Origin of the sequence: Pantoea latae, from assembly GCF_002077695.1 — a bacterium.
Classification (GTDB): Bacteria; Pseudomonadota; Gammaproteobacteria; order Enterobacterales; family Enterobacteriaceae; genus Pantoea; species Pantoea latae.
Map to the genome: position 1 here is coordinate 350,112 of NZ_MWUE01000004.1, position 26,238 is coordinate 376,349.

General features: G+C 59.4%; 25 protein-coding genes and 5 tRNA genes. 15 read left to right on the top strand and 15 right to left on the bottom strand.

Going from position 1 to position 26,238, the window contains the following annotated elements:
- Positions 1-7: 7 nt before the first annotated feature.
- The 10 genes from pcp to B2J69_RS03160 form a co-directional block, all read right to left on the bottom strand.
- Positions 8-655, bottom strand: a complete 648-nt coding sequence (pcp, locus tag B2J69_RS03115; protein ID WP_081136294.1) for a pyroglutamyl-peptidase I — start codon at positions 653-655, stop codon at positions 8-10.
- Between the two features lie 7 nt (positions 656-662).
- Positions 663-1,679, bottom strand: coding sequence for a DUF979 domain-containing protein (locus B2J69_RS03120; RefSeq protein ID WP_081136297.1), 1,017 nt, complete (start codon positions 1,677-1,679; stop codon positions 663-665).
- The gene (locus B2J69_RS03125; protein WP_081136300.1) at positions 1,679-2,407 is read right to left on the bottom strand and encodes a DUF969 domain-containing protein; all 729 of its coding nucleotides are present in this window, start codon (positions 2,405-2,407) and stop codon (positions 1,679-1,681) included. Before B2J69_RS03125 ends, B2J69_RS03120 begins: the two co-directional genes overlap by 1 nt.
- A gap of 52 nt (positions 2,408-2,459) precedes the next feature.
- Positions 2,460-3,197 (bottom strand): 5-oxoprolinase subunit PxpA, encoded by a 738-nt coding sequence (gene pxpA / locus B2J69_RS03130; protein WP_081136303.1) that lies wholly within the window; start codon positions 3,195-3,197, stop codon positions 2,460-2,462.
- Positions 3,187-4,119 (bottom strand): 5-oxoprolinase subunit PxpC, encoded by a 933-nt coding sequence (gene pxpC / locus B2J69_RS03135; protein ID WP_081136305.1) that lies wholly within the window; start codon positions 4,117-4,119, stop codon positions 3,187-3,189. The genes pxpA and pxpC overlap by 11 nt, the downstream gene beginning before the upstream one ends.
- Positions 4,113-4,769 carry a 5-oxoprolinase subunit PxpB gene (gene pxpB / locus B2J69_RS03140; protein WP_081136308.1) on the bottom strand — a complete coding sequence of 219 codons (657 nt, stop codon included), beginning with the start codon at positions 4,767-4,769 and terminating at the stop codon, positions 4,113-4,115. The genes pxpC and pxpB overlap by 7 nt, the downstream gene beginning before the upstream one ends.
- 133 nt (positions 4,770-4,902) lie before the next feature.
- Positions 4,903-5,646: a type 2 GTP cyclohydrolase I gene (locus B2J69_RS03145; protein ID WP_081136311.1), complete on the bottom strand. Its 744-nt coding sequence runs from the start codon at positions 5,644-5,646 to the stop codon at positions 4,903-4,905.
- Between the two features lie 17 nt (positions 5,647-5,663).
- Positions 5,664-7,091 (bottom strand): deoxyribodipyrimidine photo-lyase, encoded by a 1,428-nt coding sequence (phrB, locus tag B2J69_RS03150; RefSeq protein ID WP_081136314.1) that lies wholly within the window; start codon positions 7,089-7,091, stop codon positions 5,664-5,666.
- 1 nt (position 7,092) lies between these two features.
- Positions 7,093-8,049, bottom strand: coding sequence for a YbgA family protein (locus B2J69_RS03155; RefSeq protein ID WP_081136317.1), 957 nt, complete (start codon positions 8,047-8,049; stop codon positions 7,093-7,095).
- 161 nt (positions 8,050-8,210) lie between these two features.
- Positions 8,211-8,411 carry a YbfA family protein gene (locus B2J69_RS03160; protein ID WP_081136319.1) on the bottom strand — a complete coding sequence of 67 codons (201 nt, stop codon included), beginning with the start codon at positions 8,409-8,411 and terminating at the stop codon, positions 8,211-8,213.
- Positions 8,412-8,645: 234 nt separating this feature from the next.
- Between B2J69_RS03160 and kdpE the strand changes: the two genes are divergently transcribed.
- Positions 8,646-9,320 (top strand): two-component system response regulator KdpE, encoded by a 675-nt coding sequence (gene kdpE, locus B2J69_RS03165; protein ID WP_081136375.1) that lies wholly within the window; start codon positions 8,646-8,648, stop codon positions 9,318-9,320.
- A 208-nt stretch (positions 9,321-9,528) separates the two neighbouring features.
- On the opposite strand, the gene pgm is transcribed toward kdpE, so the two are convergent.
- Together pgm and seqA are read right to left on the bottom strand one after the other, a co-directional pair.
- On the bottom strand, positions 9,529-11,169 hold the full coding sequence (pgm, locus tag B2J69_RS03170; RefSeq protein WP_081136321.1) for a phosphoglucomutase (alpha-D-glucose-1,6-bisphosphate-dependent): 1,641 nt from the start codon (positions 11,167-11,169) through the stop codon (positions 9,529-9,531).
- Between the two features lie 25 nt (positions 11,170-11,194).
- Positions 11,195-11,746, bottom strand: a complete 552-nt coding sequence (seqA, locus tag B2J69_RS03175) for a replication initiation negative regulator SeqA (RefSeq protein WP_081136323.1) — start codon at positions 11,744-11,746, stop codon at positions 11,195-11,197.
- Between the two features lie 251 nt (positions 11,747-11,997).
- Between seqA and ybfF the strand changes: the two genes are divergently transcribed.
- From ybfF to fur, 4 genes are all read left to right on the top strand, one after another.
- Positions 11,998-12,762, top strand: a complete 765-nt coding sequence (ybfF, locus tag B2J69_RS03180) for an esterase (protein ID WP_081136325.1) — start codon at positions 11,998-12,000, stop codon at positions 12,760-12,762.
- A gap of 154 nt (positions 12,763-12,916) precedes the next feature.
- Positions 12,917-13,192, top strand: coding sequence for a LexA regulated protein (gene ybfE, locus B2J69_RS03185; RefSeq protein ID WP_081136327.1), 276 nt, complete (start codon positions 12,917-12,919; stop codon positions 13,190-13,192).
- 135 nt (positions 13,193-13,327) lie between these two features.
- Complete coding sequence (fldA, locus tag B2J69_RS03190; RefSeq protein WP_081136329.1) at positions 13,328-13,858, top strand: flavodoxin FldA; 531 nt, start codon at positions 13,328-13,330, stop codon at positions 13,856-13,858.
- Positions 13,859-14,212: 354 nt separating this feature from the next.
- On the top strand, positions 14,213-14,656 hold the full coding sequence (gene fur / locus B2J69_RS03195; protein WP_081136331.1) for a ferric iron uptake transcriptional regulator: 444 nt from the start codon (positions 14,213-14,215) through the stop codon (positions 14,654-14,656).
- A gap of 61 nt (positions 14,657-14,717) precedes the next feature.
- Here fur and B2J69_RS03200 read toward each other — a convergent pair whose 3' ends face one another.
- The 3 genes from B2J69_RS03200 to nagE form a co-directional block, all read right to left on the bottom strand.
- Entirely contained in the window at positions 14,718-15,113 is a 396-nt protein-coding gene (locus B2J69_RS03200; RefSeq protein WP_081136333.1) for a hypothetical protein, read from the bottom strand.
- 236 nt (positions 15,114-15,349) lie between these two features.
- Positions 15,350-17,017, bottom strand: a complete 1,668-nt coding sequence (gene glnS, locus B2J69_RS03205; protein WP_081136335.1) for a glutamine--tRNA ligase — start codon at positions 17,015-17,017, stop codon at positions 15,350-15,352.
- 162 nt (positions 17,018-17,179) lie between these two features.
- Entirely contained in the window at positions 17,180-19,207 is a 2,028-nt protein-coding gene (gene nagE / locus B2J69_RS03210) for an N-acetylglucosamine-specific PTS transporter subunit IIBC (protein WP_081136337.1), read from the bottom strand.
- Positions 19,208-19,536: 329 nt separating this feature from the next.
- On the opposite strand from nagE, the gene nagB reads away from it, so the two are divergent.
- The 10 genes from nagB to B2J69_RS03265 all read left to right on the top strand — a co-directional run bounded on the left by nagB (position 19,537) and on the right by B2J69_RS03265 (position 26,183).
- Positions 19,537-20,337 carry a glucosamine-6-phosphate deaminase gene (gene nagB, locus B2J69_RS03215; protein WP_081136339.1) on the top strand — a complete coding sequence of 267 codons (801 nt, stop codon included), beginning with the start codon at positions 19,537-19,539 and terminating at the stop codon, positions 20,335-20,337.
- Positions 20,338-20,394: 57 nt separating this feature from the next.
- Positions 20,395-21,543 (top strand): N-acetylglucosamine-6-phosphate deacetylase, encoded by a 1,149-nt coding sequence (gene nagA / locus B2J69_RS03220; RefSeq protein WP_081136341.1) that lies wholly within the window; start codon positions 20,395-20,397, stop codon positions 21,541-21,543.
- Positions 21,544-21,550: 7 nt separating this feature from the next.
- Positions 21,551-22,771: a DNA-binding transcriptional regulator NagC gene (nagC, locus tag B2J69_RS03225; protein ID WP_081136343.1), complete on the top strand. Its 1,221-nt coding sequence runs from the start codon at positions 21,551-21,553 to the stop codon at positions 22,769-22,771.
- Positions 22,772-22,791: 20 nt separating this feature from the next.
- Entirely contained in the window at positions 22,792-23,544 is a 753-nt protein-coding gene (locus B2J69_RS03230) for an HAD-IIA family hydrolase (protein ID WP_081136345.1), read from the top strand.
- A 276-nt stretch (positions 23,545-23,820) separates the two neighbouring features.
- Positions 23,821-25,488: an asparagine synthase B gene (asnB, locus tag B2J69_RS03235; RefSeq protein ID WP_081136347.1), complete on the top strand. Its 1,668-nt coding sequence runs from the start codon at positions 23,821-23,823 to the stop codon at positions 25,486-25,488.
- 216 nt (positions 25,489-25,704) lie between these two features.
- Positions 25,705-25,781: transfer RNA gene (locus tag B2J69_RS03245), tRNA-Met, on the top strand.
- A gap of 8 nt (positions 25,782-25,789) precedes the next feature.
- Positions 25,790-25,874, top strand: a tRNA-Leu gene (locus tag B2J69_RS03250).
- A 21-nt stretch (positions 25,875-25,895) separates the two neighbouring features.
- Positions 25,896-25,970, top strand: a tRNA-Gln gene (locus B2J69_RS03255).
- Between the two features lie 34 nt (positions 25,971-26,004).
- Positions 26,005-26,079: transfer RNA gene (locus B2J69_RS03260), tRNA-Gln, on the top strand.
- Between the two features lie 27 nt (positions 26,080-26,106).
- Positions 26,107-26,183 (top strand) — tRNA-Met (locus B2J69_RS03265).
- The last annotated feature ends 55 nt before the right edge of the window (positions 26,184-26,238 follow it).

Below are 26,238 nucleotides of genomic sequence, written 5' to 3' on the forward strand. Positions count from 1 at the left end.
GGTCCTCTTAGTGCGTGGCGCCGCCGGCGACTTTCAGGTCCGTTTCCGTCTCCAGCGAGACGCGAATGGCGATCTCCAGCGCCTGCATTACGCTCTCGCGCGCCATGCTGGGCGCGCCGGGATGCTGCGCCGCCTGCTCCGGCAGGTAGGGAATATGCACGAAACCGCCGCGCACGCCATTGCCCTGCGCATGCAGCCGGTGCAGCAGGCCGTACATCACGCGGTTGCAGGTAAAGGTGCCGGCGGTTTGCGACACCGATGCGGGAATGCCCGCTGAACGCAGCGCGGCCACTATCGCCTTGATCGGCAGCGTGGAGAAATAGCCCGCCGGACCGTCCGCCACGATCGGCTCATCCACCGGCTGCTGGCCGGCGTTGTCGGCGATGCGCGCGTCATCGACGTTAATGCCGATGCGCTCGACGGTGATATCGCTGCGCCCGCCCGCCTGGCCGACCGAGAGAATCAAATCGGGCTCGACTTCATCCATGGCGGCATAGAGCACGCCGAGCACGTCGCTAAAAACCACCGGCAGCTGACGCGCCACGATGCGCGCGCCGCCAATCGTTTTGCCTTCGAGCGCGCGCACCGCTTCCCACGAGGGATTGATCGTTTCGCCGCCGAAAGGCTCGAACGCCGTGACTAATACCGTCTTCATACTGACCTCACCGGAACATCAGGAAATAGAGCAGAAACACGTTAACGATTAACAGTAGCACACCGGTCGGCACCTGAGCCTTGATCACCGCGTTGCGATCCGGCAGCTCCAGCAGCGCGGCGGGCACAATGTTGAAGTTAGCCGCCATCGGCGTCATCAGCGTGCCGCAGTAGCCCGAGAACATGCCGATGGCCGCCATCACCGCCGGATCGCCGTGATGCTGCAGCACCAGAATCGGAATGCCGACGCCGGCGGTAATAATCGGGAACGCGGCGAAGGCGTTGCCCATCACCATGGTCAGCAGCGCCATGCCGACGGCGTAGACCGTCACGGCGACAAAGCGATTGTCCACCGCCAGATAGTTCTCGGTAAGATGCGAAATGGCGCTGCCGACGCCGGCGCTGGTGAACAGCAGGCCGAGCGTGGCAAGAATTTGCGGCAGGATAAAGGCCCAGCCGATGGCATCCAGCAGACGCCGCGTCTCCTGCATCGACTGCACCGGCTTCTCATGAGTAAGCTTCAGGGCGATCAGCCAGCCGAGCAGGCAGCCGATCATCATCGAGAAGAGCGTCACCAGCGTCGCATGGTTGCCTGCACCGAATACCGCTTCCTGCAGGCCAGGAATATGGTTAAAGGCGAGCACGCCGATCACCGTCACCACCGGGATCGCCAGTGCGGGCAGGAAAAGCCGGTTGCCGAGGCGGCGGGCGCTCACCTGCTTCTCCTCGTCGCTGCGCTGATGGTAGCGTCCGAGGCGCACGCCGCCGCAGCCGGCGATCAGCGCCATCGCCACCACCAGCACGCCGACGCCGATGTGCAGATAGCGCGTGCCCAGCTCTGTGGTGCCGAAGAGCGCGCTCATCAGCTGCGTGGTCCAGTCGCCGACCAGAAAAATCAGGCCGTAGAGCGCCCAGAACAGGCCGGTGGTGAAGCGGCGCGGATTATGGCTGTCGCGCCAGGAGAGCACGGCGACCACCAGCAGAATCAGGCCCGCCAGCCACATCAGATACTGTTGTTGAAACATCAGCGGCCTCCTTTAGCGTTCAGCGCGGCGTGATTCAGCGTTTGCAGCTCGCGCGCCAGCTTGCGGTCGAGGCGCACCAGGCGCGCCGAGTGGATCAGAAACGCCGCCACAGCGGTGGGAATACCCCAGACGGCGATATGCAGCGGTTCGGTCTGAATATTGGCCGACTCCAGCATAAAGTTATGCATAAAGATAATTGCGCCGAAGGCGACGAAAATATCCTCGCCGAAAAACAGCCCGACGTTGTCCGTCGCCGCCGACATGGCGCGCAGACGATGCCGCACCTCTGGCGACACTTCGCCGTAGCGGTTTTCCGTCGCGCCTTCGGCCATCGGCGCCAGCAGCGGCCGCACCATCTGTGGATGACCGCCGAGGCTGGTCAGCCCGAGCGCCGCCGTGATTTCACGCACGAAGAGATAGACGATCAGCAGCCGTCCGGCGGTGGCGGTTTTAATCTGCGCGATCCAGGCCTGCGCGCGCTCCTTCAGGCCGTGCCGCTCCAGCAGGCCGATAACCGCCAGCGGCAGCAGCAGGATAAGCGGCAGATTGCGCGTATTGAGAAAGCCCGCGCCCAGTTTTTCCAGAATGTCGCCCAGCGGCATCAGCGCGGCAAAACCGGTGACGAAGCCGGCCACAATCACCACTAAAACCGGATTGAAGCGCAGCAAAAAGCCGATGACGATTGCCGCGATGCCCAGAAGCGGCCAGAGGTTGATCACGTTATCCATGTTGACCCTTATGTTGAAAAGCCCGGCTGCGAGGCCGGGCGAAAAAGAAAAATCAGGCGCTGGTGACAACGATCTGCTCGGCGGCGAAGCGCTCGCGCAGGCGCTGTGCGAACAGCAAGGCGTGCGCGCCGTCGCCGTGCAGGCAGACGGTTTGCGCCGTCACGGCGACCCACTCGCCGCTGATGCTTTCAACTTTTCCCGCTTTAACCATGGTCAGGGTTTGCTGAATGGCGCGATCTTCCTCTTCGATCATCGCGCCCGGCTGGCTGCGCGGCACCAGCGCGCCGCTGCTGAGGTAGCCGCGATCGGCGAACACCTCTTCGCGGGTGCGCAGCCCGTGATGGGCGGCGGCGCGAATCGACTCGCTGCCCGCCAGCCCCACCAGAATAAGCTGCGGGTCCACCGCCTTCACCGCGCGGGCGATGGCGTCCGCCAGCGTGGCGTCGGCGGCGGCCTGGTTATAGAGCATGCCGTGCGGCTTCACGTGCGCCAGCCGCTCGCCTTCGCTTTCCGCCAGGCTTTTCAGCGCGCCGATCTGATAAATCACCTGCGCATAGACCGTTTCCGGCGGCAGCTGCATCGCGGTGCGGCCGAAGTTTTCCCGATCCGGGAAGCTGGGATGCGCGCCGATCGCCACGCCGAAGGCTTTCGCCCAGCGCACCGACTGCAGCATGGTTTCCGCGTCGCCAGCGTGGAAGCCGCAGGCGATATTGGCCGAGCTGACCAGCTGCAGCAGCGCGCGATCGCTGCCGCTGCCTTCGCCCAGGTCGGCATTAAGATCAATTTTCATCAGCAAGTCCCCACGCCATGTGGTCCAGCGCGCGCTGCTGATGCATGCGGGCCTGCATGGCGACCGGCAGCGAACACGGGATAAAGTGAATTGGCTCGCCCAGACGGATCTGCGCCAGCTGATAGAGATCGGCGTCGATCACGCAGGCGATGCGCGGATAGCCGCCGGTGGTCTGCGCGTCGGCCATCAGCACGATCGGCTGGCCGTTCGGCGGCACCTGCACCACGCCCGGCACCAGCCCGTGCGACAGCAGCTCGCGCGGCGTGTCGCGCTTCAGCTCCGGCCCCTGCAGGCGGTAGCCCATGCGGTTGCTCTGCGGACTCAGCATCCAGGGCGTGCGCCAGAAGGCCATCTGCGCCTCGCGGCTGAACTCATGGTATTCCGGCCCCGGCAGCGCGCGGATGCGGTTGCTCCACAGCAGCTGGCGCACGCCCGCTTTACGGGTGAAGGCGCGCGTCGGCTTGCCGAGCGGCAGCCGATCGCCATCTTCCAGCTTGCGTCCCTGCCAGCCGCCGAAGCCAGCTTTGAGATCGGTACTGACGGAGCCGAGCGTCGGCGCGACGTTGAAGCCGCCGTGGATCGCCAGATAGCTGCGCATGCCGTGCAGCGGCATAGAGAGCGTCAGCACCTGCCCTTTTTTCACCGGCAGGCGCCAGCCGGTCCAGACCGGCTTATCGTCCAGCTCGGCGTCGCAGGTCGCACCGGTCAGCGCGAACCAGCCGTCGCGCATAAATTCCGCCTTGAACTGGCCCAGCACGATCTCCAGCACCGCGCTGTCGGGATCGTTGCCCACCAGCAGGTTAGCGGTGCGCATCGCCGGCCGATCGAGCACGCCGCCAACGCTGACGCCGAACTGCCGCCAGCCGGTGCGGCCGCTGTCCTGTAAAGTGGTCGCCAGGCCGGCGCGTAATATCCTCAACATACGCCCTCCTTTTGTGGCACGAAACGCACGCTGTCGCCGGGACGCAGCAGCGTCGGCGGCTGCTGGCGCGGATCGAACAGCGCGACGGGCGTGTGGCCCAGCAGCTGCCAGCCGCCGGGCGAAGCGAGCGGGTAGATGCCGGTCTGGCTGCCGCCGATGCCGACGGAGCCTGCCGGCACGCTGAGGCGCGGCTCGGCGCGGCGCGGCGTGTGGAGGCGGCTGTCGAGCCCGCCAAGATAGGGGAATCCCGGCTGAAAGCCGATGAAGTAAACCACATAGTCGACGCTGCTGTGCAGCTCAACCACCTGCTGCGGCGTCAGGCCAGCGTGTTCGGCCACCACCTGCAGATCCGGTCCCGCCTCTTTGCCATACACCACCGGGATCTCCACCAGGCGCGACGCCATCTCCTGCGCCTCGCTCTCTTCCCACCAGCGCTGCAGTCGCTCAATCGCGTCCAGCGGACTCTGCTGCGGATCGCGCAGCAGCAGCGTAACGTTGTTCATGCCGGGAATGACTTCCGCCACCTGCTCATGCTGCTGCAGGCGCTGCGCCAGCCCCCAGATACGCTGCTGGCTTTGCAGCGATACCGGTGGTTCAAGCTCCAGCACCACCGCCTGTTCGCCAAGCAGATAACATCGTGCTCGTTGCAAATCCCACCTCCTTTTCCCGCTGCGCTACGCGCGCTGCGGCTGCTGATTATCAGAACAAAGCGAATAGTTATGCGAAAGTGGCAGAAAAGTGTCAACAGATTTGCGCCCGGAAGGGCGCAAAGAGGGAGATCGATCAGGCGGGATTGGGAATATCGATAAAGGTAACGTCGAGGCCGTGCTGCTCGGCCAGCCACTCGCCCAGCGCTTTAATGCCGCCGCGCTCGGTGGCGTGATGGCCGGCGGCGAAGAAGTGAATGCCCTGCTCGCGCGCGCTGTGGATGGTCTGCTCTGAGACTTCGCCGGTGATGTAGGCGTCAACGCCGAACGCGGCCGCGCTGTCGATAAAGCCCTGACCGCCGCCGCTGCACCAGGCGACGCGACGGATCTGCGCCGGGGCGTGGTCGCCGCAGTGCAGCGGCGTGCGTCCCAGGCGCTGTTCAATGCGCTGCGCCAGCGCCTCGCCGCTCAGCGGCGTCGCCAGCTCGCCCCAGAACACCAGCGGCTGCACTTCCCCTTTCACCTCGATATCCAGCAGCTTCGCCAGCTGCGCGTTGTTGCCCAGCTGCGGGTGCGCGTCGAGCGGCAGATGCCAGCCATAGAGGTTGATGTCATTCGCCAGCAGCGCGCGCAGGCGGTTGCGCTTCATGCCTGTGATCACCGCCGGCTCGCTTTTCCAGAAGTAGCCGTGATGCACCAGGATCGCATCGGCGTTGCGCGCCACGGCCTCATCCACCAGCGCCTGGCTGGCGGTGACGCCGGTGATCAGGGTTTTTACCTCGGCGCGTCCCTCAACCTGCAGGCCGTTTGGCGCATAGTCGCTAAAGGCGCTGCTGTTAAGCTGCTGGTTGACGATATTTTCAAGTTCGTAGTGATTCATAACGGCTCCGTGCCGCCTCAGGCTGCGTTTTTCGCGCGCTCAAAGGCGTCTAATGTCTTTTTACGTGCCTGCTTATGTTCCACGATTGGCGCGGGATAATCGAGTTTCTTGTGGTTTTTTTCCGCCCAGCGCTGCGGCTGATGGATGTCGCTGTCTGGCACCTCTTTCAGCTCCGGCAGCCACTGGCGAATAAAGGCGCCCTGCTTGTCGAACCGTTCGCCCTGGGTGGTGGGATTGAAAATACGGAAGTACGGCACCGGATCGACGCCCGTCGAGGCCGCCCACTGCCAGCCGCCGTTGTTCGCCGCCAGGTCGCCGTCGATCAGCTTTTGCATAAAGTAGCGCTCGCCTTCGTGCCAGTCGATCAGCAGATCTTTGACAAGAAAGCTGGCGGTGATCATGCGCAGCCGGTTGTGCATCCAGCCCAGCGCGTTCATCTGTCGCATCGCCGCATCCACAATGGGATAGCCGGTTTTACCCGCTTGCCAGGCGGCGAAGTGCGCCTCGTTGCGCTGCCAGTCTACGCGGCGCGTCCAGCCGACAAAGGGCTGATGGCGACAAAGCGCCGGATAGGCCACCATCAGATGACGATAAAATTCGCGCCAGATCAGTTCGTTAAGCCAGCTAAACAGCGTGCTCTCCTCCAGCGCGCGCGGATGCTCTTTAAGCACCCGATGCAGGCACTGGCGCGGCGACAGCACGCCGGTGGCGAGATAGACCGACAGGCGGCTGGTGCCGTCAACGGAAGGGGTATCGCGCTGCTGATGGTAGTCGCGTATCGGCTGCTGGGCGAAGTGGCGCAGGCGCTGCAGCGCCGCGCTTTCGCCCGGCGGGAAGCGCTCGCGATCATACTCTTCCATCGGGTAGTCAAAGCGCTGTGGCGCGTCGGGCGACTTAAGCGCCCCGCCGCTGCGCGCTTTCGGCGCGGCGACGCACGCCGGCATGGCGAGCTGCAGCCGGCGCACAAAGGCTTTGCTGAACGGGGTGTAGACCTTGTACATCTTGCCGTCGCCGGTCTGTACGCTGCCCGGCGGCAGCAGCAGGCTGTCGTCAAAGCCCTGACAGACTACGCCCGCTTTATCGAGGCGTTTTTCCGCCTCGGCGTCGCGCTGGCGCTCGTTCAGCTCATACTGGTAGTTGTAGAACAATGCGTCGACCTGCTGCTGTTCGCAGAAGGTGCTGAGGATATCCAGCGACGCGGCGAAATCGTCGCACGCCTGCGTCACCAGCTCGATGCCGCGATCGGCCAGCGCCTGCTGCAGTTCCAGCAGGCTGTCATAAATAAAGGCCGCCTGTTTTGGCGCCATGTCGTGCTGACGCCACTGCCCAGGCGTGGCGATATAGAGCGCGATGACCTTTGCCTCGGCATCGCGGCAGGCGGCATTGAGCGCCAGATTATCGTTGACGCGCAGGTCATTGCGCAGCCAGACCAGATGCGTGCGCATCTTACTGGCCATAGCGCAGGCGCAGCGCCTCCGGGTAGGGATCAAAGTAGCGCTGCTGCGTCAGCCAGGGGTGCGGATATTGCGACATGTAGTGCTTCAGCATGGTGATCGGCGCCAGCAGCGGCTGCACGCCGCAGCGGTAGCGATCGATCAGCTCCGCCAGCTCCTGACGCTGCGGCGAGCTGAGCTGACGACGGAAATAGCCCTGCGCATGCATCAGCACGTTGGTGTGGTTGCGCCGCGACGCCGGCTGCGACAGCAGCGCCATCATGCGGTTGCGGTATTCAAAGGCGAAGGCTTCCAGCGAATCCCACTGGCTCATTGAGGCGACGAACGGACCCAGCTCGCGATATTTTTCCTGCGAATGCGCCAGCATCAGCAGCTTGTAGCGGCTGTGGAAGGCGATCAGCTGCGCGCGCGTCAGGCCACGTTGCCACATCTGATTAAACTCGTGCAGCGCGCAGATGCGGCCGACAAAGTTTTCGCGCAGCACCGGATCGTGCAGACGGCCATCCTCTTCCATCGGCAGCCAGGGCATCTCCGCCTTGAGCTTCTCGGCAAACAGCCCCATCCCCGCTTTGCGGTTGTTGTTGGTGTCCGGCTCGTAGACGCGCACGCGCTCCATGCCGCAGCTGGGCGACTTGGCGCACAGAATATAGCCGCACAGGTGATGCAGCGATTTAACCCGCTCGGCTGACCAGTCGCGCATCTGATCGGTCATCTCCTTGCCGCCCTCTTTACTGAAACAGAGGTGGATCGCTTCATCGCTCTGCTTCACCAGGCGCAGCGCCGGACGCGGCGTAGGCAGGCCTATCGCCATTTCGGGGCAGACGGGTTCAAAACGTACAAAGGGCGCAAGCTCGTTGACGGCGAACGCCAGCCGTTTGTGGCCGCCGTCAAAACGCACTTGTTCTCCCAGCAGGCAGGCACTGATACCCAGCGGAATTTTTACGCTCATACTTGTACAACCTCCGAAATCTTGTAGAGGTTTAAGTGTAGCTGAAAATCGGATGAATAACAGCCTCAACCCGGTGCTGGAGGGGCTTTTCTCTGTGATGCCGCTTCAAAAACAACAAAGCCCGATGGCAACATCGGGCTTTGTTTTATAACGCCAGCCGGTTACCAGAACAGGCCGCCTGCGGCTTCGGTTTGTGCCAGCCAGACCGGCTTGGCGCTGGTTTTGCACCACATGCGGTGCAGGTAGCTGTAAAAACGCGCGCGATCCTGGCGAAACAGCATTACCGGCAGCGCGCCGACGCCCAGCAGGATAACCAGCGCGCGACGCAGCAAGATTTTATAAAAAGGGTATGTCTGGTACATCAGTGGCCTCCTCTACAGCAGCGCGATGAAATGTGATCTTGCTCAGATATTACGCTGCCCAGTGTAATTTTGCTACTCATCCGACCACTATTTTGTGCTTTAACCTATTCAGATCAAACAATAGTGAAAGAAAGTTACAGATTGGTTAAGCGCATGATCATCTTATGATCCATACGCAGCCCCTGATTTTGCTGCTACAGTAGCGGCAATTTTTCCGGCATGGAGCAGCGCTGCGTGGCCACCGTATTGATCGTTGAAGATGAGAAAGAGATTCGGCGCTTTGTGCGCCTCGCGCTGGAGGGCGAAGCGCTGAAGGTGTTCGACGCCGATACGCTGCAGCGCGGTCTGATTGAAGCGGCGACGCGCAAGCCTGATCTGGTGATCCTCGATCTGGGATTGCCCGACGGCGACGGACGCGATTTTATTCGTGAGGTGCGTCAGTGGAGCGCCGTGCCGGTGATTGTGCTGTCAGCGCGCGTGGATGAGCAGGATAAGATCGACGCGCTCGACGTCGGCGCGGATGACTATCTCACCAAGCCTTTCGGTATCGGCGAGCTGCTGGCGCGCGTGCGCGTGGCGCTGCGTCGCCATCCTGGCCAGCAGCCGGAGCCGGTGATCCGCTTCGCCGACGTCAGCGTCGATCTGGCGGCGCGGCGCGTGATGCGCGGCGCAGGCGAAGTGCACCTGACGCCGATTGAGTTTCGTCTGCTGGCGCTGCTGCTGAATAATATCGGCAAGGTGCTGACCCAGCGCCAGCTATTGAGCCAGGTCTGGGGCCCTAACGCGGTGGAGCATAGCCACTATCTGCGCATCTATATGGCGCATCTGCGCCAGAAGCTGGAGGCAGATCCGGCGCAGCCAAAACATCTGCTGACCGAAACCGGCATCGGCTACCGCTTTATGCCATAAAAAAAGCGCCCGATGGGCGCTTGATGCATTGTGATGGGGTGCAGACGCGGATGGCATGGGCCGATCGCAAAGTCGCTTTACGCATCCATGCTCGCTCGGCCCGCGACCTCCCTGTCGCGGGACGCTTTGCTCTTCGGTCCATACCAACCGCGTTTTGAATACTGAGCCGCCTGAAAAACCCTCTGGTTTACCAGCCAGCTCAATATTATCAGGCGTTTTTCAGCACTTCGCTGACAATCTCTACCGCTTCTTTCTCGATCTGCGCGCGGTGTTCCGCCCCCAGGAAGCTCTCGCAGTAGATTTTGTAGGCGTCTTCGGTGCCTGACGGACGCGCGGCGAACCAGCCGTTTTCCGTCATCACCTTCAGACCGCCGATGGACGCACCGTTGCCCGGCGCCGCCGTCAGACGCGCGGTGATCGGATCGCCCGCCAGCGTGTCGGCGCTGACCATCTCCGGTGACAGCTTCGACAGCGCCGCTTTCTGCGCTGAGGTGGCTGGCGCCTGCAGACGGTTATAGCTCGGCGCGCCAAAGCGCTCAGCCAGCTCGTCGTAGTGCTGCTGCGGGTTCTTGCCGGTGACCGCGGTGATTTCCGCCGCCAGCAGGCAGAGAATGATGCCGTCTTTGTCAGTGGACCAGGCAGAGCCGTCGAAGCGCAGGAAAGAGGCGCCCGCGCTCTCTTCGCCGCCGAAGCCGAAGCTACCGTCGAACAGGCCGTCAACGAACCACTTAAAGCCCACCGGCACTTCCACCAGCTTACGGCCGATGTCGTTGACCACGCGGTCGATCATCGCGCTGGACACCAGCGTTTTGCCGACGGCGACCTCTTTGCCCCACTGCGGGCGATGCTGGAACAGGTAGTTAATGGCGACAGCCAGATAGTGGTTCGGGTTCATCAGGCCCGACGGCGTCACGATGCCGTGACGGTCGTAATCCGGGTCGTTGCCGAACGCCAGGTCGAACTTGTCTTTGTAGGCCAGCAGACCCGCCATAGCGCACTCGGACGAGCAGTCCATGCGCACCACGCCGTCTTTGTCCAGATGCATAAAGCGGAAGGTCTGGTCGATGGCGTCGTTAACGATGGTCAGGTCGAGATTGTAGTGCTCGGCGATGCGCTTCCAGTATTCCATGCCGGAGCCGCCCAGCGGATCGACGCCGAGCTTCAGGCCCGCTTTCTGGATAGCGGCGAAGTCGATCACCTGCGCCAGCCCTTCGACGTACGGCTGGATCAGATCTTTTTCGACGATGCGGCCGCTCGCCCACGCCTGATCCAGCGGCAGGCGTTTCACCTCTTGCAGACCCGCTTTGATCAGCTGATTGGCGCGATCCTCCACCACTTTGGTGACGTTGGTGTCGGCCGGGCCGCCGTTCGGCGGGTTGTACTTGATGCCGCCATCTTCCGGCGGGTTGTGCGACGGCGTGATCACGATGCCGTCCGCCTGCGCCCCGCCCTGCTTGTTATGCTCGAGGATGGCGTTGGAGATAGCGGGCGTCGGCGTGTAGCCGTTGTCCTGCTGAACAATGACATCGACGCCGTTGGCAGCCAGCACTTCCAGCACCGACAGGATCGCCGGCTCAGAGAGCGCGTGCGTATCTTTGCCGACGTAGCAAGGTCCGGTAATGCCGTTTTTCTTGCGCTCTTCCGCAATCGCCTGCGCAATCGCCAGAATATGGTGCTCGTTAAAGCTTTGACGTCCTGCGCTGCCGCGATGGCCGGATGTGCCGAATTTCACCGCATGGTCCGGGTTCGCCACGTCGGGCTGCAGGACATAATACTGTGACGTTAACTGTGCAACGTTAATCAAATCGCTCTGCTGGGCGGGTTGCCCGGCACGGGGGTGACTGGCCATTGGCGCTTCTCCCTGACGCTTCAGTTTAAATGGTGCCGCAAACTTTCTCTGCCAGCTCCTGCGGGAACTGCATCGAGACCATGATGTGTTCCACCATGCTGCATTTACGGCCGGTATTGGTATTGGTGATCACCCAGTACGGCGTGCCGGGAACGTGCTTCGGCTTAGTATGGGTGCCATTTTGCAACAGCGTTTGCTCGTCGCCCGCGAAATAGACGCGAGTACGGCCCTGCAGCGACGCAGTGGCTTCAGCAAATGCTGAAGGATCAAGACGATAGAGCGTTGACAGAATCATCATAAAGCGATTGACCGCTTTCTTCTGTTCGGCGTATTCGTCGGACAGCAGCAGCTCACGCACGGCGCGTACGCGATCCTGCGGACGGTTTTCCGCCCGCACCGGCTGGATCGCCTTCTGCGCCGCATCACCTGAGGCTAACGGCGGGGCCGCCGCAGGCGCGCTTTGACCGGCGTTAAATTTTAGCATCCGCCGTAAAATGTCAGAGGCGCTCTCGCCGATATGTTGCGTGTGGCTGGCGATATAGCGGTAGAGGTCTTCGTCAACTTCGATCGTTTTCATCTTTTTCCGTACGGTTTCGACTTATGACAGAACCATGCCAGCCTGGAAATCGCCGTCGGCAAACGCCAGACGGTCGCTGAGCGGGCGGGTTCTAACACAAGGATTATAAAGTTAAATCCAGACGGCCTGATAGCATTCGCACGCTCTGACGGCAAAAGTCGGAATATGCCCTAAAGCCTGCCCTGTCGGCGCGCCCGGAAAGGTGAAAGCATGATAACCTAAGCCGAGGTCCCCATCTTAAGAACTTTGCCATGATTTTAAATGCTCGTTTGCAAACTGACCAATCTGTTGCGGATTCCCTTCCCATCCTGCTTATTCACGGCCTGTTCGGCAGCCTGGACAACCTGGGCGTGCTGGCGCGCGGCTTAAAGGATGCGGGGCCGCTGATTCAGGTCGACGTGCGCAATCACGGCCTGTCGCCGCGCGCCGATGAGATGAGCTATCGCGCCATGGCGCAGGATATGCTCGACACGCTGGACGCGCACCATATCGATCGCGTCGCGGTCATCGGCCACTCCATGGGCGGAAAAATCGCCATGGCGATGAGCGCGCTGGCGCCGCAGCGCCTGGAACGGCTGGTGATGATCGATATCGCGCCGGTGGACTATCAGACGCGCCGCCATGACGAGATCTTCGCCGCCATCCGCGCCGTGAGCGACGCGGGCGTGCACCTGCGCAGCGAGGCCGCGCAGGTGATGCGCGCCCATATAAAGGAAGAGGGCGTGATTCAGTTTATCCTCAAGTCGTTCCAGGAGGGCGAGTGGCGCTTCAACGTGCCCGCGCTGTGGGAAAACTACGCTACAATATCAGGCTGGGAAGCGGTGCCGGCCTGGCCGCATCCGGCGCTGTTTATTCGCGGCGGGGAGTCGCCCTATCTCGACAATCAGTACCGCGACGCGCTGCTGCGCCAGTTTCCCGCCGCCAGCGCTTACGTTATCAGCGGCGCCGGACACTGGGTGCACGCCGAGAAACCTGATGCGGTATTGCGCAGCGTTCGCCGCTTTTTTGCGCTTTAAAAGCAAAAGCTTGCCGTTCGCGGTTTTGCATTGGCGTCATCACTTCCGCTGGAGTATGATGGCGCGCTAAATTTTGCCGCAGCCGGTTTTTCGCCGCGGCAATCACCTGTATCGTCATCAACGCGCCTGTTCGCGCCTCTAGTTTTACTAAGCCATGGCAAAAGAACACACTGACCGCACCACGCTGGATCTGTTCGCAAACGAGCGTCGTCCCGGTCGACCGAAAACCAGTCCGCTCTCGCGTGATGAACAGCTGCGCATCAATAAGCGCAATCAACTAAAACGCGACAAAGTGCGCGGGCTGCGCCGTGTCGAACTCAAAATGAGCGGCGAAGCCGTGGATGCGCTGAACACCCTGGCCGAGCAGCGCAATATCAGCCGCAGCGAACTGATTGAACAGATGCTGCTGGCGCAACTCAAACTGGACTGAACCGCGCAAAGCGCACGCAGAAGCAAATGGCGCGCCTTTTCAAGTTCCGCCCCGTTGCCCGCTCTGCTATCATTCGCTTAATTGTGCGCTCTGCGCATGCATCTCATTATCAGGATTTAAGAGGTTATTGATCCCATGGCAATCGTAGGCATCTTCTTCGGCAGCGATACCGGCAACACCGAAAACATTGCAAAAATGATCCAGAAACAACTGGGCAAAGACGTTGCGGAAGTGCATGACATTGCCAAAAGCACGAAAGAAGATCTGGAAGCGTTCGACATCCTGCTGCTGGGCATTCCCACCTGGTATTACGGCGAAGCACAGTGCGACTGGGACGATTTCTTCCCGACGCTGGAGGAGATCGACTTCAACGGCAAGCTGGTGGCGCTTTTCGGCTGCGGCGACCAGGAAGACTACGCGGAATATTTCTGCGACGCGATGGGCACCATTCGCGACATTATCGAGCCAAACGGCGCGGTCATCGTCGGCCACTGGCCGACCGAAGGCTACCACTTCGAAGCCTCTAAAGGCCTGGCGGACGACAAGCACTTCCTCGGCCTGGCGATCGACGAAGATCGTCAGCCAGAGCTGACCAGCCAGCGCGTCGACGCCTGGGTAAAACAGATCTATGACGAGCTGCAGCTGCAGGCGATCATCGAAGCCTGATTACCCACATACTCAATGTGGGCGCTGGCTCACATTGAGTTAAAGGTTTTTCCTATAGAAATAATAGCTACAGATTTTTAACTTTTACCGCTGTTTCTGTACAATACCCACATCGGTTATCTGCTTATTTCTTCCGCGAGGTCAGGAAGTTAGCGAGATGATAACGAACCTCCTGCATTTCTCCGCCCGGCGCCGTTACGCATTTCCTTACAGCCCGTGTTGATTTCAGGCGTTTCCCTCGGTTTTCATTTCAATGCTTCGCCTCTATAATGAGACGCAAATGAGAATAGACACCGAACGACATTCAAGGCAAGGCGCCTCAAGTAACCAGCAAAGTAACAGGACACTATCCGCATGACTGACAACAATACCGCATTAAAGAAGGCTGGCCTGAAAGTCACGCTGCCCAGACTTAAAATTCTGGAAGTGCTTCAGGAACCTCAGTGCCATCACGTCAGCGCGGAAGATCTTTATAAACGCCTGATCGATATGGGCGAAGAGATTGGTCTGGCGACCGTTTATCGCGTACTCAACCAGTTTGACGATGCGGGCATTGTGACGCGTCACAACTTCGAAGGCGGGAAATCGGTTTTCGAACTGACCCAGCAGCATCACCACGATCACCTGATCTGCCTCGACTGCGGCAAAGTGATCGAGTTCAGCGACGAATCGATCGAAGCGCGTCAGCGCGACATCGCCACCCGCCACGGCATCAAGCTGACCAACCATAGCCTCTATCTCTATGGCCACTGCGCGCTGGGCGATTGCCGCGAAGACGACACGCTCCACGACCAGTAATATGTGCTATGCAGTAATGCTAAAAGCCGGTATGCATACCGGCTTTTTTTATGGGTGGCGGTCAGGCGACCAGGGTTTCGTGCAGGTAGCGCCAGCGAGGAATAGAGGTGCTGCAGTCGAGGATCGCCAGCGCGATACGCGTTTGATCGCTGCCGTTCATCATCTGCAGTTCGCGATACTGGATAGTCACCTCATCTTTTTGCTGCGAGATCACCGCGTGTTCGCTGGTGGCGATGCGCATGCCTTCGCGCTTCCCCTGCAGCTGACGAAACAGCTCTTCGGTCTGATTCAGGTCGAGCTGCCTGCCCTGCGGCGTGACCATGCGGAAATCGGGATGAAAATGGGAGAGCAGCAGGTGGAAAGTGTCATCTTCGCCTGACGGCTGGTTAAACATACGTTCGATCAGCTGATGTAAAACCACCACGCTGTGTTTTGCTTCCTGACCAAGAGCCGTCATTTGTTATCCTTTATCTGCCCGCATAGCCTCTTTTAAGAGCGGATAGCCTACCTGAAAAAATGAAATTCACATCTGGAAATTGATTAATTTTCATTAACTCAGATAACTACCAGACTGGTCCGACAAGTTATTATTATCGCCTGTAGCATAAAAACATGCCGGTTCCCTTATGGCAGCCATAAAAAAGGGCGATTGCTCGCCCTGTTGTCATTTTATGATGCGGTTAACGCAAAAATTTAATCGCCGATTTTCGCCCAGGTGTCGCGCAGACCCACGGTGCGGTTAAACACCAGCTGGTTCGGACGCGAGTAGTGGCTGTCGACGCAGAAGTAGCCTTCTCGCTCGAACTGATAGGGCGCGTCCGGGCTGGCATGCTGCACGCCCGGCTCGACAAATCCGTGTTGAATTTTCAGCGAGTCAGGGTTGATGGTGGTGAGGAAATCCTCCGCCGCGCCTGGGTTCGGCACGCTGAACAGGCGATCGTAAAGACGGAATTCTGCCGGCAGCGCATGTTCTGCGGAGACCCAGTGGATGACGCCCTTCACCTTGCGGCCGTCAGCCGGATCTTTGCTCAGGGTATCGACGTCGCAGGTGCAGTAGATGCAGGTGATATTCCCCTCTTCATCTTTAGCAACGCGCTCAGCGCGGATCACATAGGCGTTGCGCAGACGCACCTCTTTGCCGAGCACCAGTCGCTTGTACTGCTTGTTGGCTTCCTCGCGGAAATCCGCGCGGTCGATCCAGACTTCGCGTCCAAAAGGCACATCGCGCGTGCCCATCTCCGGCTTGTTGGGATGGTTCGGCATGGTGATGGTTTCATGATGGCCTGCCGGCAGGTTTTCAATCACCACCTTCAGCGGATCCAGCACCGCCATGGCGCGCGGCGCGTTTTCGTTGAGATCGTCGCGAATGCAGGACTCCAGCGACGCCATCTCCACCACGTTGTCCTGTTTCGTCACGCCGATGCGGCGGCAGAACTCGCGGATAGAGGCAGCGGTGTAGCCGCGACGGCGCAGGCCCGACACGGTCAGCATGCGCGGATCGTCCCAGCCTTCCACCACTTTTTCGCTCACCAGCTGCGTCAGCTTACGCTTCGACATCACCGCATATTCAAGGTTAAGACGCGAGAACTCATACTGACGCGGATGCACCGGAATCGTAATGTTGTCCAGCACCCAGTCATAGAGACGGCGGTTGTCCTGAAACTCCAGCGTACAGAGCGAATGGGTGATGTTTTCCAGCGCATCGGAGATGCAGTGGGTAAAGTCGTACATCGGGTAGATGCACCACTTTGTGCCGGTCTGGTGATGCTCGGCGAACTTGATGCGATAGAGCACCGGATCGCGCATCACAATAAAGCTGGAGGCCATATCGATTTTGGCGCGCAGGCAGGCTTTGCCCTCGGCGAACTCGCCGTTGCGCATCTTCTCAAACAGCGCCAGGTTCTCTTCCACGCTGCGGTCGCGGTACGGGCTGTTTTTACCCGGCGCGGTCAGGGTGCCGCGATATTCGCGGATCTCTTCCGGCGTCAGTTCGTCGACGTAGGCCAGGCCTTTGTTGATCAGTTCAACCGCGTAGTGATAAAGCTGATCGAAGTAATCTGAGGAATAGCGAACGTTACCACTCCACTCAAAGCCCAGCCACTGCACGTCGCGCTTGATCGATTCCACGAACTCCATATCCTCTTTCACCGGATTGGTATCGTCGAAACGCAGATTGCACTGACCCTGATAATCCTGTGCGATGCCGAAGTTCAGGCAGATGGATTTAGCATGGCCAATATGCAGGTAGCCGTTAGGCTCAGGCGGAAAACGGGTATGCACGCTGTTGTGCTTGCCGCTCGCCAAATCTTCGTCGATGATCTGACGAATAAAGTTAGTTGGGCGGGCTTCAGCCTCACTCATCTCTCAATCCTCAATACGTATAGCGGGTGATGTGTACCACGAAGTAACGGAGTATGATCCACAAAGCGTCGCAGGGAAACAACCGGTTTGTTAGGGCGTGAAAACGAAAAAGGCAGGAATCGCTTCCTGCCTGCTTTTTTTTACGTCAACGGGGAGAAGGCGTTAGCCTTTTACCTCGTAAAGCGGGGTTTCACCCGCCACCACCGTGCCGGTCGCCAGCAGCGTCAGCCCGGCGAAATCTTCGCTGTTGCTGACCACCACCGGACTGATCATTGAGCGCGCGCTGGCGTTAAGGAAATCGAGATCCATCTCCAGCACCGTCTCACCCGCCGCTACCGTCGCGCCCTCTTCTACCCGACGGCTGAAGCCTTTGCCGCCCAGCGTCACGGTATCGAGGCCCATATGCACCACGATCTCGATGCCGCTCTCGGTCTCCAGACAGAACGCGTGGTTGGTGTCGAAGATTTTCACCACCGTTCCCGCAATCGGTGCCACCACGTTTTTGCCGGTTGGCTTGATCGCCAGTCCTTCACCCACCGCCTTGCTGGCGAAGGCTTCGTCAGGTACCTCTTCCAGCGCGACCACCGTGCCGCTGACCGGCGCCAGCAGCGTGGCGAGGGTCTTGCTGGCGGTGACGGGCACCGCCTGAGGCTTCACCGCGACTGGCGCCGCCGCTGGGGCACTGCCCGCCGAGGCGACCGGTCCTTTGGTCAACACTTTCTTCATGGCGGAGGCGATGCTCTCCGCCTGGGTGCCGACAATCACCTGCACGCTCTGCTTGTTGAGGCGGATGACGCCAGAGGCGCCGAGGCGTTTCGCCACCGACTCGTTGACCTGCGCCGAGTCTTTCACGTTCAGACGCAGACGGGTGATACAGGCGTCGATGCCGGTCAGGTTGTCGGAGCCGCCCACCGCGCCGATATAGCGACGCGCCAGCGATTCGGTAGCGCTTTCGCCGCTGTCGGTGTGGTCGACGTTGACGTCGTAGCCGTCGCTTTCATCGCCTGCTACCGCCAGCTCGCGGCCCGGCGTCAACAGGTTGAACTTCTGAATGGTGAAGCGGAACACCACATAGTAGAGGGCAAAGAAGACGATGCCCTGCGGGATCAGCATCCACCAGTGGGTCGCCAGCGGGTTACGGCTCGACAGCACCATATCCACCAGCCCGGCGCTAAAGCCAAAACCGGCGATCCAGTGCATGCTGGCGGCGATAAAGACCGAGATGCCGGTGAGCAGCGCGTGGATCACATAGAGCACCGGCGCCACAAACATAAAGGAGAACTCCAGCGGCTCGGTGATGCCGGTGAAGAAGGCGGCAAACGCCGCGGCCAGCATGATACTGCCGACTTTCACGCGGTTTTCCGGACGCGCGCAGTGGTAGATCGCCAGCGCCGCGCCCGGCAGGCCGAACATCATAATCGGGAAGAAGCCCGCCTGATAGCGACCGGTGATGCCGACGATGCCGGTGCCGTTGGCGATAGACTGCGCGCCGCCGAGGAATTTAGGAATATCGTTGATGCCTGCCACGTCGAACCAGAACACCGAATTCAGCGCGTGGTGCAGGCCAACCGGGATCAGCAGACGGTTAAAGAAGGCGTAAACCCCTGCCCCGACCGATCCGAGCTTCTGGATATGTTCGCCAAAGCTCACCAGACCGTTAAAGATCACCGGCCAGACATACATCAGCACAAAGGCTGCCGCAATCATCAGGAAGGAGACGAGGATCGGCACCAGACGTCGACCGCTGAAGAAGGAAAGCGCTTTCGGCAGCTCGACATGGCTGAAGCGGTTATAAACCTCTGCGGAGATAATGCCGACCATAATGCCGACAAACTGGTTTTGAATTTTGCCAAAGGCGGCAGGCACTTGATCCAGCGGTATTTTCTGAATCATCGACACCGCTGCCGGCGAGCAGAGCGTGGTCACCACCAGAAAACCGACGAAGCCGGTCAGCGCCGCGGCGCCATCTTTGTCTTTAGACAGGCCGTACGCCACGCCGATCGCAAACAGCACCGACATATTTTCAATAATTGCCGCGCCCGACTTGATCAACAGTGCCGCCAGCGCGTTGCTCGCGCCCCAGGCGTCTGGGTCGAGCCAGTAGCCGATCCCCATTAATATTGCCGCCGCTGGCAGAACCGCCACCGGCACCATTAGCGCGCGGCCCACCTTCTGTAAGTAACCTAACATTGTCCTTCCCCCTATGAGACTGGCTTGTCGCCCTGCGCCGCGTGCTTTTTATTGTCAGCTGCAGGGGTTGATAGACACTACACTTCACGATGCGCAGTGTAATGATAAATTAATTCGCCTCGCAAATTATACGCGTCTCTTCTGTGATAATTATCACCAAAAAGCATGGATAATCATCGAGACGTCTGGCGATCGAAAGCAACTTATTTTATGATGAAAAATATCAGCACGCAGCGATCGTACAACGCGCCAGCCTGAAACTTACACGCTGATGAAGCCGCAACGATGACTGCATTACCCCCTTTTCTTTTTTCAGAACGAGGTGAAACATGCGACTTATTCCTTTGGCCACGCCTGGACAGGTAGGCAAATGGGCAGCCCGCCATATCGTCAACCGCATCAATGCGTTCAACCCGACGGCGGACCGCCCTTTTGTGCTGGGTTTACCGACAGGCGGCACGCCGCTGGAAGCCTACAAGCATCTTATCGAGATGCACAAAGCGGGCCAGGTCAGCTTTAAGCATGTTGTAACGTTTAACATGGACGAGTATGTCGGCCTGCCGAAAGAGCACCCGGAAAGCTACCACAGCTTTATGTATCGCAACTTTTTCGATCACGTTGATATTCAACCAGAAAATATCAATCTTCTGAATGGCAATGCGCCAGATATTGACGCAGAATGTCGCCAGTATGAAGAGAAGATCCGCGCGCTGGGTAAAATTCACCTGTTTATGGGCGGCGTCGGCAACGACGGCCATATCGCCTTTAACGAACCCGCGTCGTCACTGGCCTCACGCACTCGCATTAAAACGCTGACGCACGACACCCGCGTGGCCAACTCGCGCTTCTTTAACGGCGACGTCGATCAGGTGCCGAAATATGCGCTGACCGTCGGCGTCGGCACGCTGCTGGACGCGGAAGAGGTAATGATTCTGGTGACCGGCCATGTCAAAGCGCAGGCGCTGCAGGCGGCGGTGGAAGGCAACGTCAACCATATGTGGACCATCAGCTGTCTGCAGCTGCATCCGAAATCGGTGGTGGTGTGCGACGAGCCCGCTACCATGGAACTGAAAGTAAAAACCGTGAAATATTTCCGCGAAATGGAAGCGGAAAATATGAAAGGCGTGTAAGACGATGTTGTAAATGCCCGCCGTTACGCTCCGGCGGGCTTAGCCGGGAGAACCACGATGTACGCATTAGTAAACGGTCGAATTTATACCGGCCATGAAGTTCTGGATAACCACGCGGTGGTTATCGCCGATGGGCTGATCGCGCGCGTCTGTCCACGCGACGCGCTGCCTGCCGATATCGCGCTACGCGACGTCTCCGGCGCGCTGATCGCTCCCGGCTTTATCGATTTACAGCTCAACGGCTGCGGCGGCGTGCAGTTTAACGACGACATTGACGCGCTGAGCGTCGAGACGCTGGAGATTATGCAGCGCGCCAATGAAAAATCGGGCTGCACCAGCTTTCTGCCAACCTTGATCACCAGCAGCGACGCGCTGATGAAGCGCGCCATCGACACCATGCGCGCCTATAAGCGCCAGCATCAGAATCAGGCGCTCGGCCTGCATCTGGAAGGCCCGTGGCTGAATAAGGCCAAGAAAGGCACCCATAATCCCGATCTGATCCGCCTGCCCGATCCGGCGCTGGTGCGCTATCTGTGTGATAACGCCGACGTCATCACCAAGGTGACGCTGGCGCCGGAAAACGCCGGCGACGCGGTGATCCGTCAGCTCACAGAGGCGGGCATTATTGTCTCGGCGGGCCACTCCAACGCCACCTTCGACGAAGCGAAAGCGGGTTTCCGCGCCGGCGTCACCTTCGCCACCCATCTCTATAACGCCATGCCGACCTTTGCCGGACGCGAACCTGGCCTGATCGGTGCGCTGTTTGATTCGCCTGATGTATACTGCGGCATTATTGCAGATGGTTTACACGTCCATTACGCTAACGTACGCAACGCGAAACGGATCAAAGGCGATAAGCTGGTGCTGGTCACCGACGCCACCGCGCCCGCAGGCGCGCAGATTGATAAATTTATTTTCGCTGGCAAAACAATATACTATCGCAATGGCCTGTGCGTGGATGAGAATGGAACGCTGAGCGGCTCCGCCATCACCATGATTGAATCGGTGCGCAACGCCGTCGAACATGTCGGCATCGCGCTGGATGAAGCGCTGCGCATGGCGACGCTCTACCCGGCGCAGGCAATGGGCGTGGACAAACAGCTAGGCACTGTCGAAGCAGGAAAAGTCGCCAACCTTACTGTTTTTACGCGTGATTTTGAAATCATTAAGACGTTTGTCAACGGAGACGACGTCCTGAGCGAGTAAGCACTGAATGACCACTGGCGGCCAGACACAAATAGGAAATGTCGATCTTGTCAAGCAACTCAACAGCGCGGCCGTTTACCGGCTAATCGATCAGCAGGGTCCCATTTCGCGCATACAGATTGCCGAACTCAGCCAGCTTGCGCCCGCCAGCGTCACAAAAATTACCCGCCAGCTTATTGAGCGCGGCCTGATCAAAGAGGTGGACCAACAGGCCTCCACCGGCGGTCGCCGCGCCATTTCCATCGTCACTGAAACCCGTAATTTTCACACCATCGGCGTGCGGCTCGGCCGCTACGACGCCACCCTGACGCTGTTCGACCTCAGCGGCAAATCGCTGGCGCAGGAAGATTACGCCTTGCCGGAGCGGACCCAGGAGACGCTGGAGCACGCGCTGTTCGCCGCTATCGGCAGCTTTATCGAGGCGCACCAGCGCAAGATCCGCGAGCTGATCGCCATTTCGGTGATCCTGCCCGGGCTGGTCGATCCGATCAACGGCGTTATCCGCTACATGCCGCATATCGCCGTCAGCCACTGGCCGCTGGTGGCCGGTCTGCAAAATCGCTTTCGCGTCACCAGCTTTGTTGGCCACGATATCCGCAGCCTGGCGCTGGCGGAGCACTACTTTGGTGCAAGCCGCGACTGCGCCGACTCGATTCTGGTGCGACTGCATCGCGGCACCGGCGCGGGCATCATCGCCAACGGCCATATCTTCCTCGGCAGCAACGGCAACGTCGGCGAGATCGGCCATATTCAGGTCGACCCGCTGGGCGAGCGCTGCCACTGCGGCAACTTCGGCTGCCTGGAAACCATCGCCGCCAACGGCGCCATTGAAAACCGCGTGCGCCATCTGCTGAGCCAGGGTTATCCCAGCGTACTGACGCAGGAGGCGTGCCAGATGGCACAGATTTGCAAAGCCGCCAACCAGGGCGACGCGCTGGCGTGCGAAGTGATCGAATATGTCGGACGCTATCTCGGCAAGGCGATTGCCATCGCCATCAACCTGTTTAACCCGCAGAAAGTGGTGCTGGCAGGCGAGATCACCGACGCCGAAAAAGTGCTGCTGCCGGCGATAGAGGGCTGTATCAACACGCAAGCGCTCAACGCCTTCCGCAAAAATCTGCCGGTGGTGCGTTCCGAGCTTGATCATCGTTCAGCGATAGGCGCCTTCGCGCTGGCGAAACGCGCCATGCTTAACGGCATTTTGCTGCAACATCTACTGGAAGAGTAATCGCGACCCGGACTGACTCTATGACGATAAAAAGCGTAATTTGCGATATTGACGGCGTGCTGATGCATGACAACACCGCCGTACCCGGCGCGCAGGAGTTCCTACAGCGCATTCTGGATAAGAAGATGCCGCTGGTGGTGCTCACCAACTACCCTTCGCAGACGGCACAGGATCTGGCGAACCGCTTCGCCAACGCTGGCGTCGAGGTGCCAGACTCGGTGTTTTATACCTCGGCGATGGCCACCGCCGACTTCCTGCGCCGCCAGGAGGGTAAAAAAGCCTATGTGATCGGCGAAGGCGCGCTGATCCACGAACTCTATAACGCGGGCTTTACCATCACCGACGTCAATCCCGATTTCGTTATCGTCGGCGAGACGCGCTCGTTTAACTGGGAGATGATGCATAAGGCCGCCTTCTTCGTCGCCAGCGGCGCGCGCTTTATCGCCACCAACCCCGATACCCATGCGCGTGGCTTTGTGCCTGCCTGCGGCGCGCTCTGCGCCGGGATTGAAAAAATTTCCGGCCGTCGTCCATTCTACGTCGGCAAACCCAGCCCCTATATTATGCGCGCCGCGCTGAATAAGATGCAGGCGCACTCGGAAGAGACGGTGATTGTCGGCGACAACCTGCGCACCGATATTCTGGCCGGCTTCCAGGCGGGCCTGGAGACGGTGCTGGTGCTCTCTGGCGTCTCGACGCTGAGCGATATCGACGCCATGCCCTTCCGTCCTGACTGGATCTACCCGTCCGTCGCCGATATCGATCTGTTTTAATCTCACTTTCCTGCGCCGCCTGCTCTCAGACGGCGCGCCTTTCCTGCTCAACCCTTAACCACTTTCCGCCATTCATTGCCGATCCATCAATAAAACACGCCTTTAATTAGACAATATTCAAAATTAAGGCCTAAGCAACATCCTTTTTATCAGCAAAAGGTGAATATGCTTGCATTGCATGCATGAAATAGCGCATTTTCTTATACATCACGCAGCCACTGGCTGCCGGACAAGGCAACGATAACATCGCCGACAGGCGAGCTCAGGAGTCAGAATATGTGTTCTATTTTTGGTGTGTTGGATCTGAAAAGCGATCCAGTTGAACTGCGTAAAAAAGCGCTGGAGAGTTCTCGCCTGATGCGTCACCGCGGACCGGACTGGTCTGGCGTCTATGCTGACGATAAAGCGATTCTTGCGCATGAGCGTCTGTCCATCGTCGACGTCAACAACGGCGCCCAGCCGCTGTACAACGCCGATCACACCCATGTTCTGGCGGTTAACGGCGAGATCTACAACCATCAGGCGCTGCGCGCCGAGCTGAGCGATCGCTATCAGTTCCAGACAGGCTCTGACTGCGAAGTCATTCTGGCGCTCTATCAGGAAAAAGGGGTCGACTTCCTCGACGACCTGCAGGGCATGTTCGCCTTTATCTTGTGGGACAGCGCAAAGCAGCAGTATCTGATCGGCCGCGACCACATCGGCATCATTCCGCTCTATATGGGCAACGACGAACACGGCAACCTCTATGTCGCGTCGGAAATGAAAGCGCTGGTGCCGGTGTGCCGCTCAATTAAAGAGTTCCCGCCGGGAAGCTATCTCTCCAGCACCGACGGCGAAATTCGTCGCTACTGGCAGCGCGACTGGATGGAGTACGCCGCGGTTGAGCACAACACCACCGATGCAGCGGGCCTGAAGCACGCGCTGGAAGAGTCGGTAAAAAGCCACCTGATGTCAGACGTGCCCTACGGCGTGCTGCTCTCTGGCGGTCTCGACTCCTCAATTATCTCGGCGGTCACCAAACGCTTCGCCGCCAAACGCGTCGAAGATCAGGATAAAAGCGACGCCTGGTGGCCGCAGCTGCACTCCTTCGCGGTCGGTCTGGAAGGCTCGCCGGATCTGAAAGCGGCGAAATCCGTGGCGGAGCACCTCGGCACCGTCCATCACGAAATCCACTTCACCGTGCAGGAAGGGCTGGATGCGATCCGCGATGTGATTTATCACATCGAAACCTACGACGTCACCACCATCCGCGCCTCGACGCCGATGTATCTGATGTCGCGTAAGATCAAGGCGATGGGCATTAAAATGGTGCTCTCCGGCGAGGGCGCCGACGAAGTGTTTGGCGGCTATCTCTACTTCCATAAGGCGCCGAACGCCAAAGAGTTTCACGAAGAGAACGTGCGCAAGCTGCTGGCGCTGCATATGTACGACTGCGCGCGCGCCAACAAAGCGATGTCCGCCTGGGGCGTAGAAGCGCGCGTGCCGTTCCTGGATAAAAAATTCCTCGACGTGGCGATGCGCATCAACCCGCAGGACAAGATGTGCGGCAGCAACGGCAAAATGGAGAAACATATCCTGCGCGAATGCTTCTCCTCTTATCTGCCGGAAAGCGTCGCCTGGCGCCAGAAAGAGCAGTTCTCCGACGGCGTCGGCTACAGCTGGATCGACACGCTGAAAGAGGTCGCGGCGAAGCAGGTCAGCGATCAGCAGCTGGCGACCGCACACTTCCGCTTCCCGTACAACACGCCGGCGTCGAAAGAGGGCTACCTCTATCGCGAAATCTTTGAAGAGCTGTTCCCGCTGCCGAGCGCGGCGGAGTGCGTACCGGGCGGTCCGTCGGTGGCCTGCTCCTCTGCCAAAGCGATTGAGTGGGACGAAGCGTTCAAGTCGATGGACGATCCCTCTGGCCGCGCGGTGGGCGTGCATCAGTCCGCTTATAAATAAGCAAAATAAGCGATAACAAAATGGGCCTTGCACGGGCCCTTTTTTTTAGCTTTGATGTGGTTACGATCAAAATTTGCCGAATAATTCATCAGCCTGGTTACAAGCCAGACAAACAGGCGCGCGAAGGCGAAAATCGGCAAAAAATGTGTTGACGCTCCACAGCTCAATACGCATAATGCGCCCCGCAACGCCGATGAAGGTAACGCGAAAAAAGATGGCTACGTAGCTCAGCTGGTTAGAGCACATCACTCATAATGATGGGGTCACAGGTTCAAATCCCGTCGTAGCCACCATCTTTTTTGCGGGAGTGGCGAAATTGGTAGACGCACCAGATTTAGGTTCTGGCGCCGCAAGGTGTGCGAGTTCAAGTCTCGCCTCCCGCACCATTTCAGTCTTCGGCAGCCGGATGGGGTATCGCCAAGCGGTAAGGCACCGGTTTTTGATACCGGCATTCCCTGGTTCGAATCCAGGTACCCCAGCCAATCCGATGCGCTCTCGTGGATACGAGTCGACAGATGGGATATCGCCAAGCGGTAAGGCACCGGTTTTTGATACCGGCATTCCCTGGTTCGAATCCAGGTATCCCAGCCACATCGGGGTGTAGTAAGCAGTACATTTGGCTACGTAGCTCAGCTGGTTAGAGCACATCACTCATAATGATGGGGTCACAGGTTCAAATCCCGTCGTAGCCACCAAATTATTGGGGTATCGCCAAGCGGTAAGGCACCGGATTCTGATTCCGGCATTCCG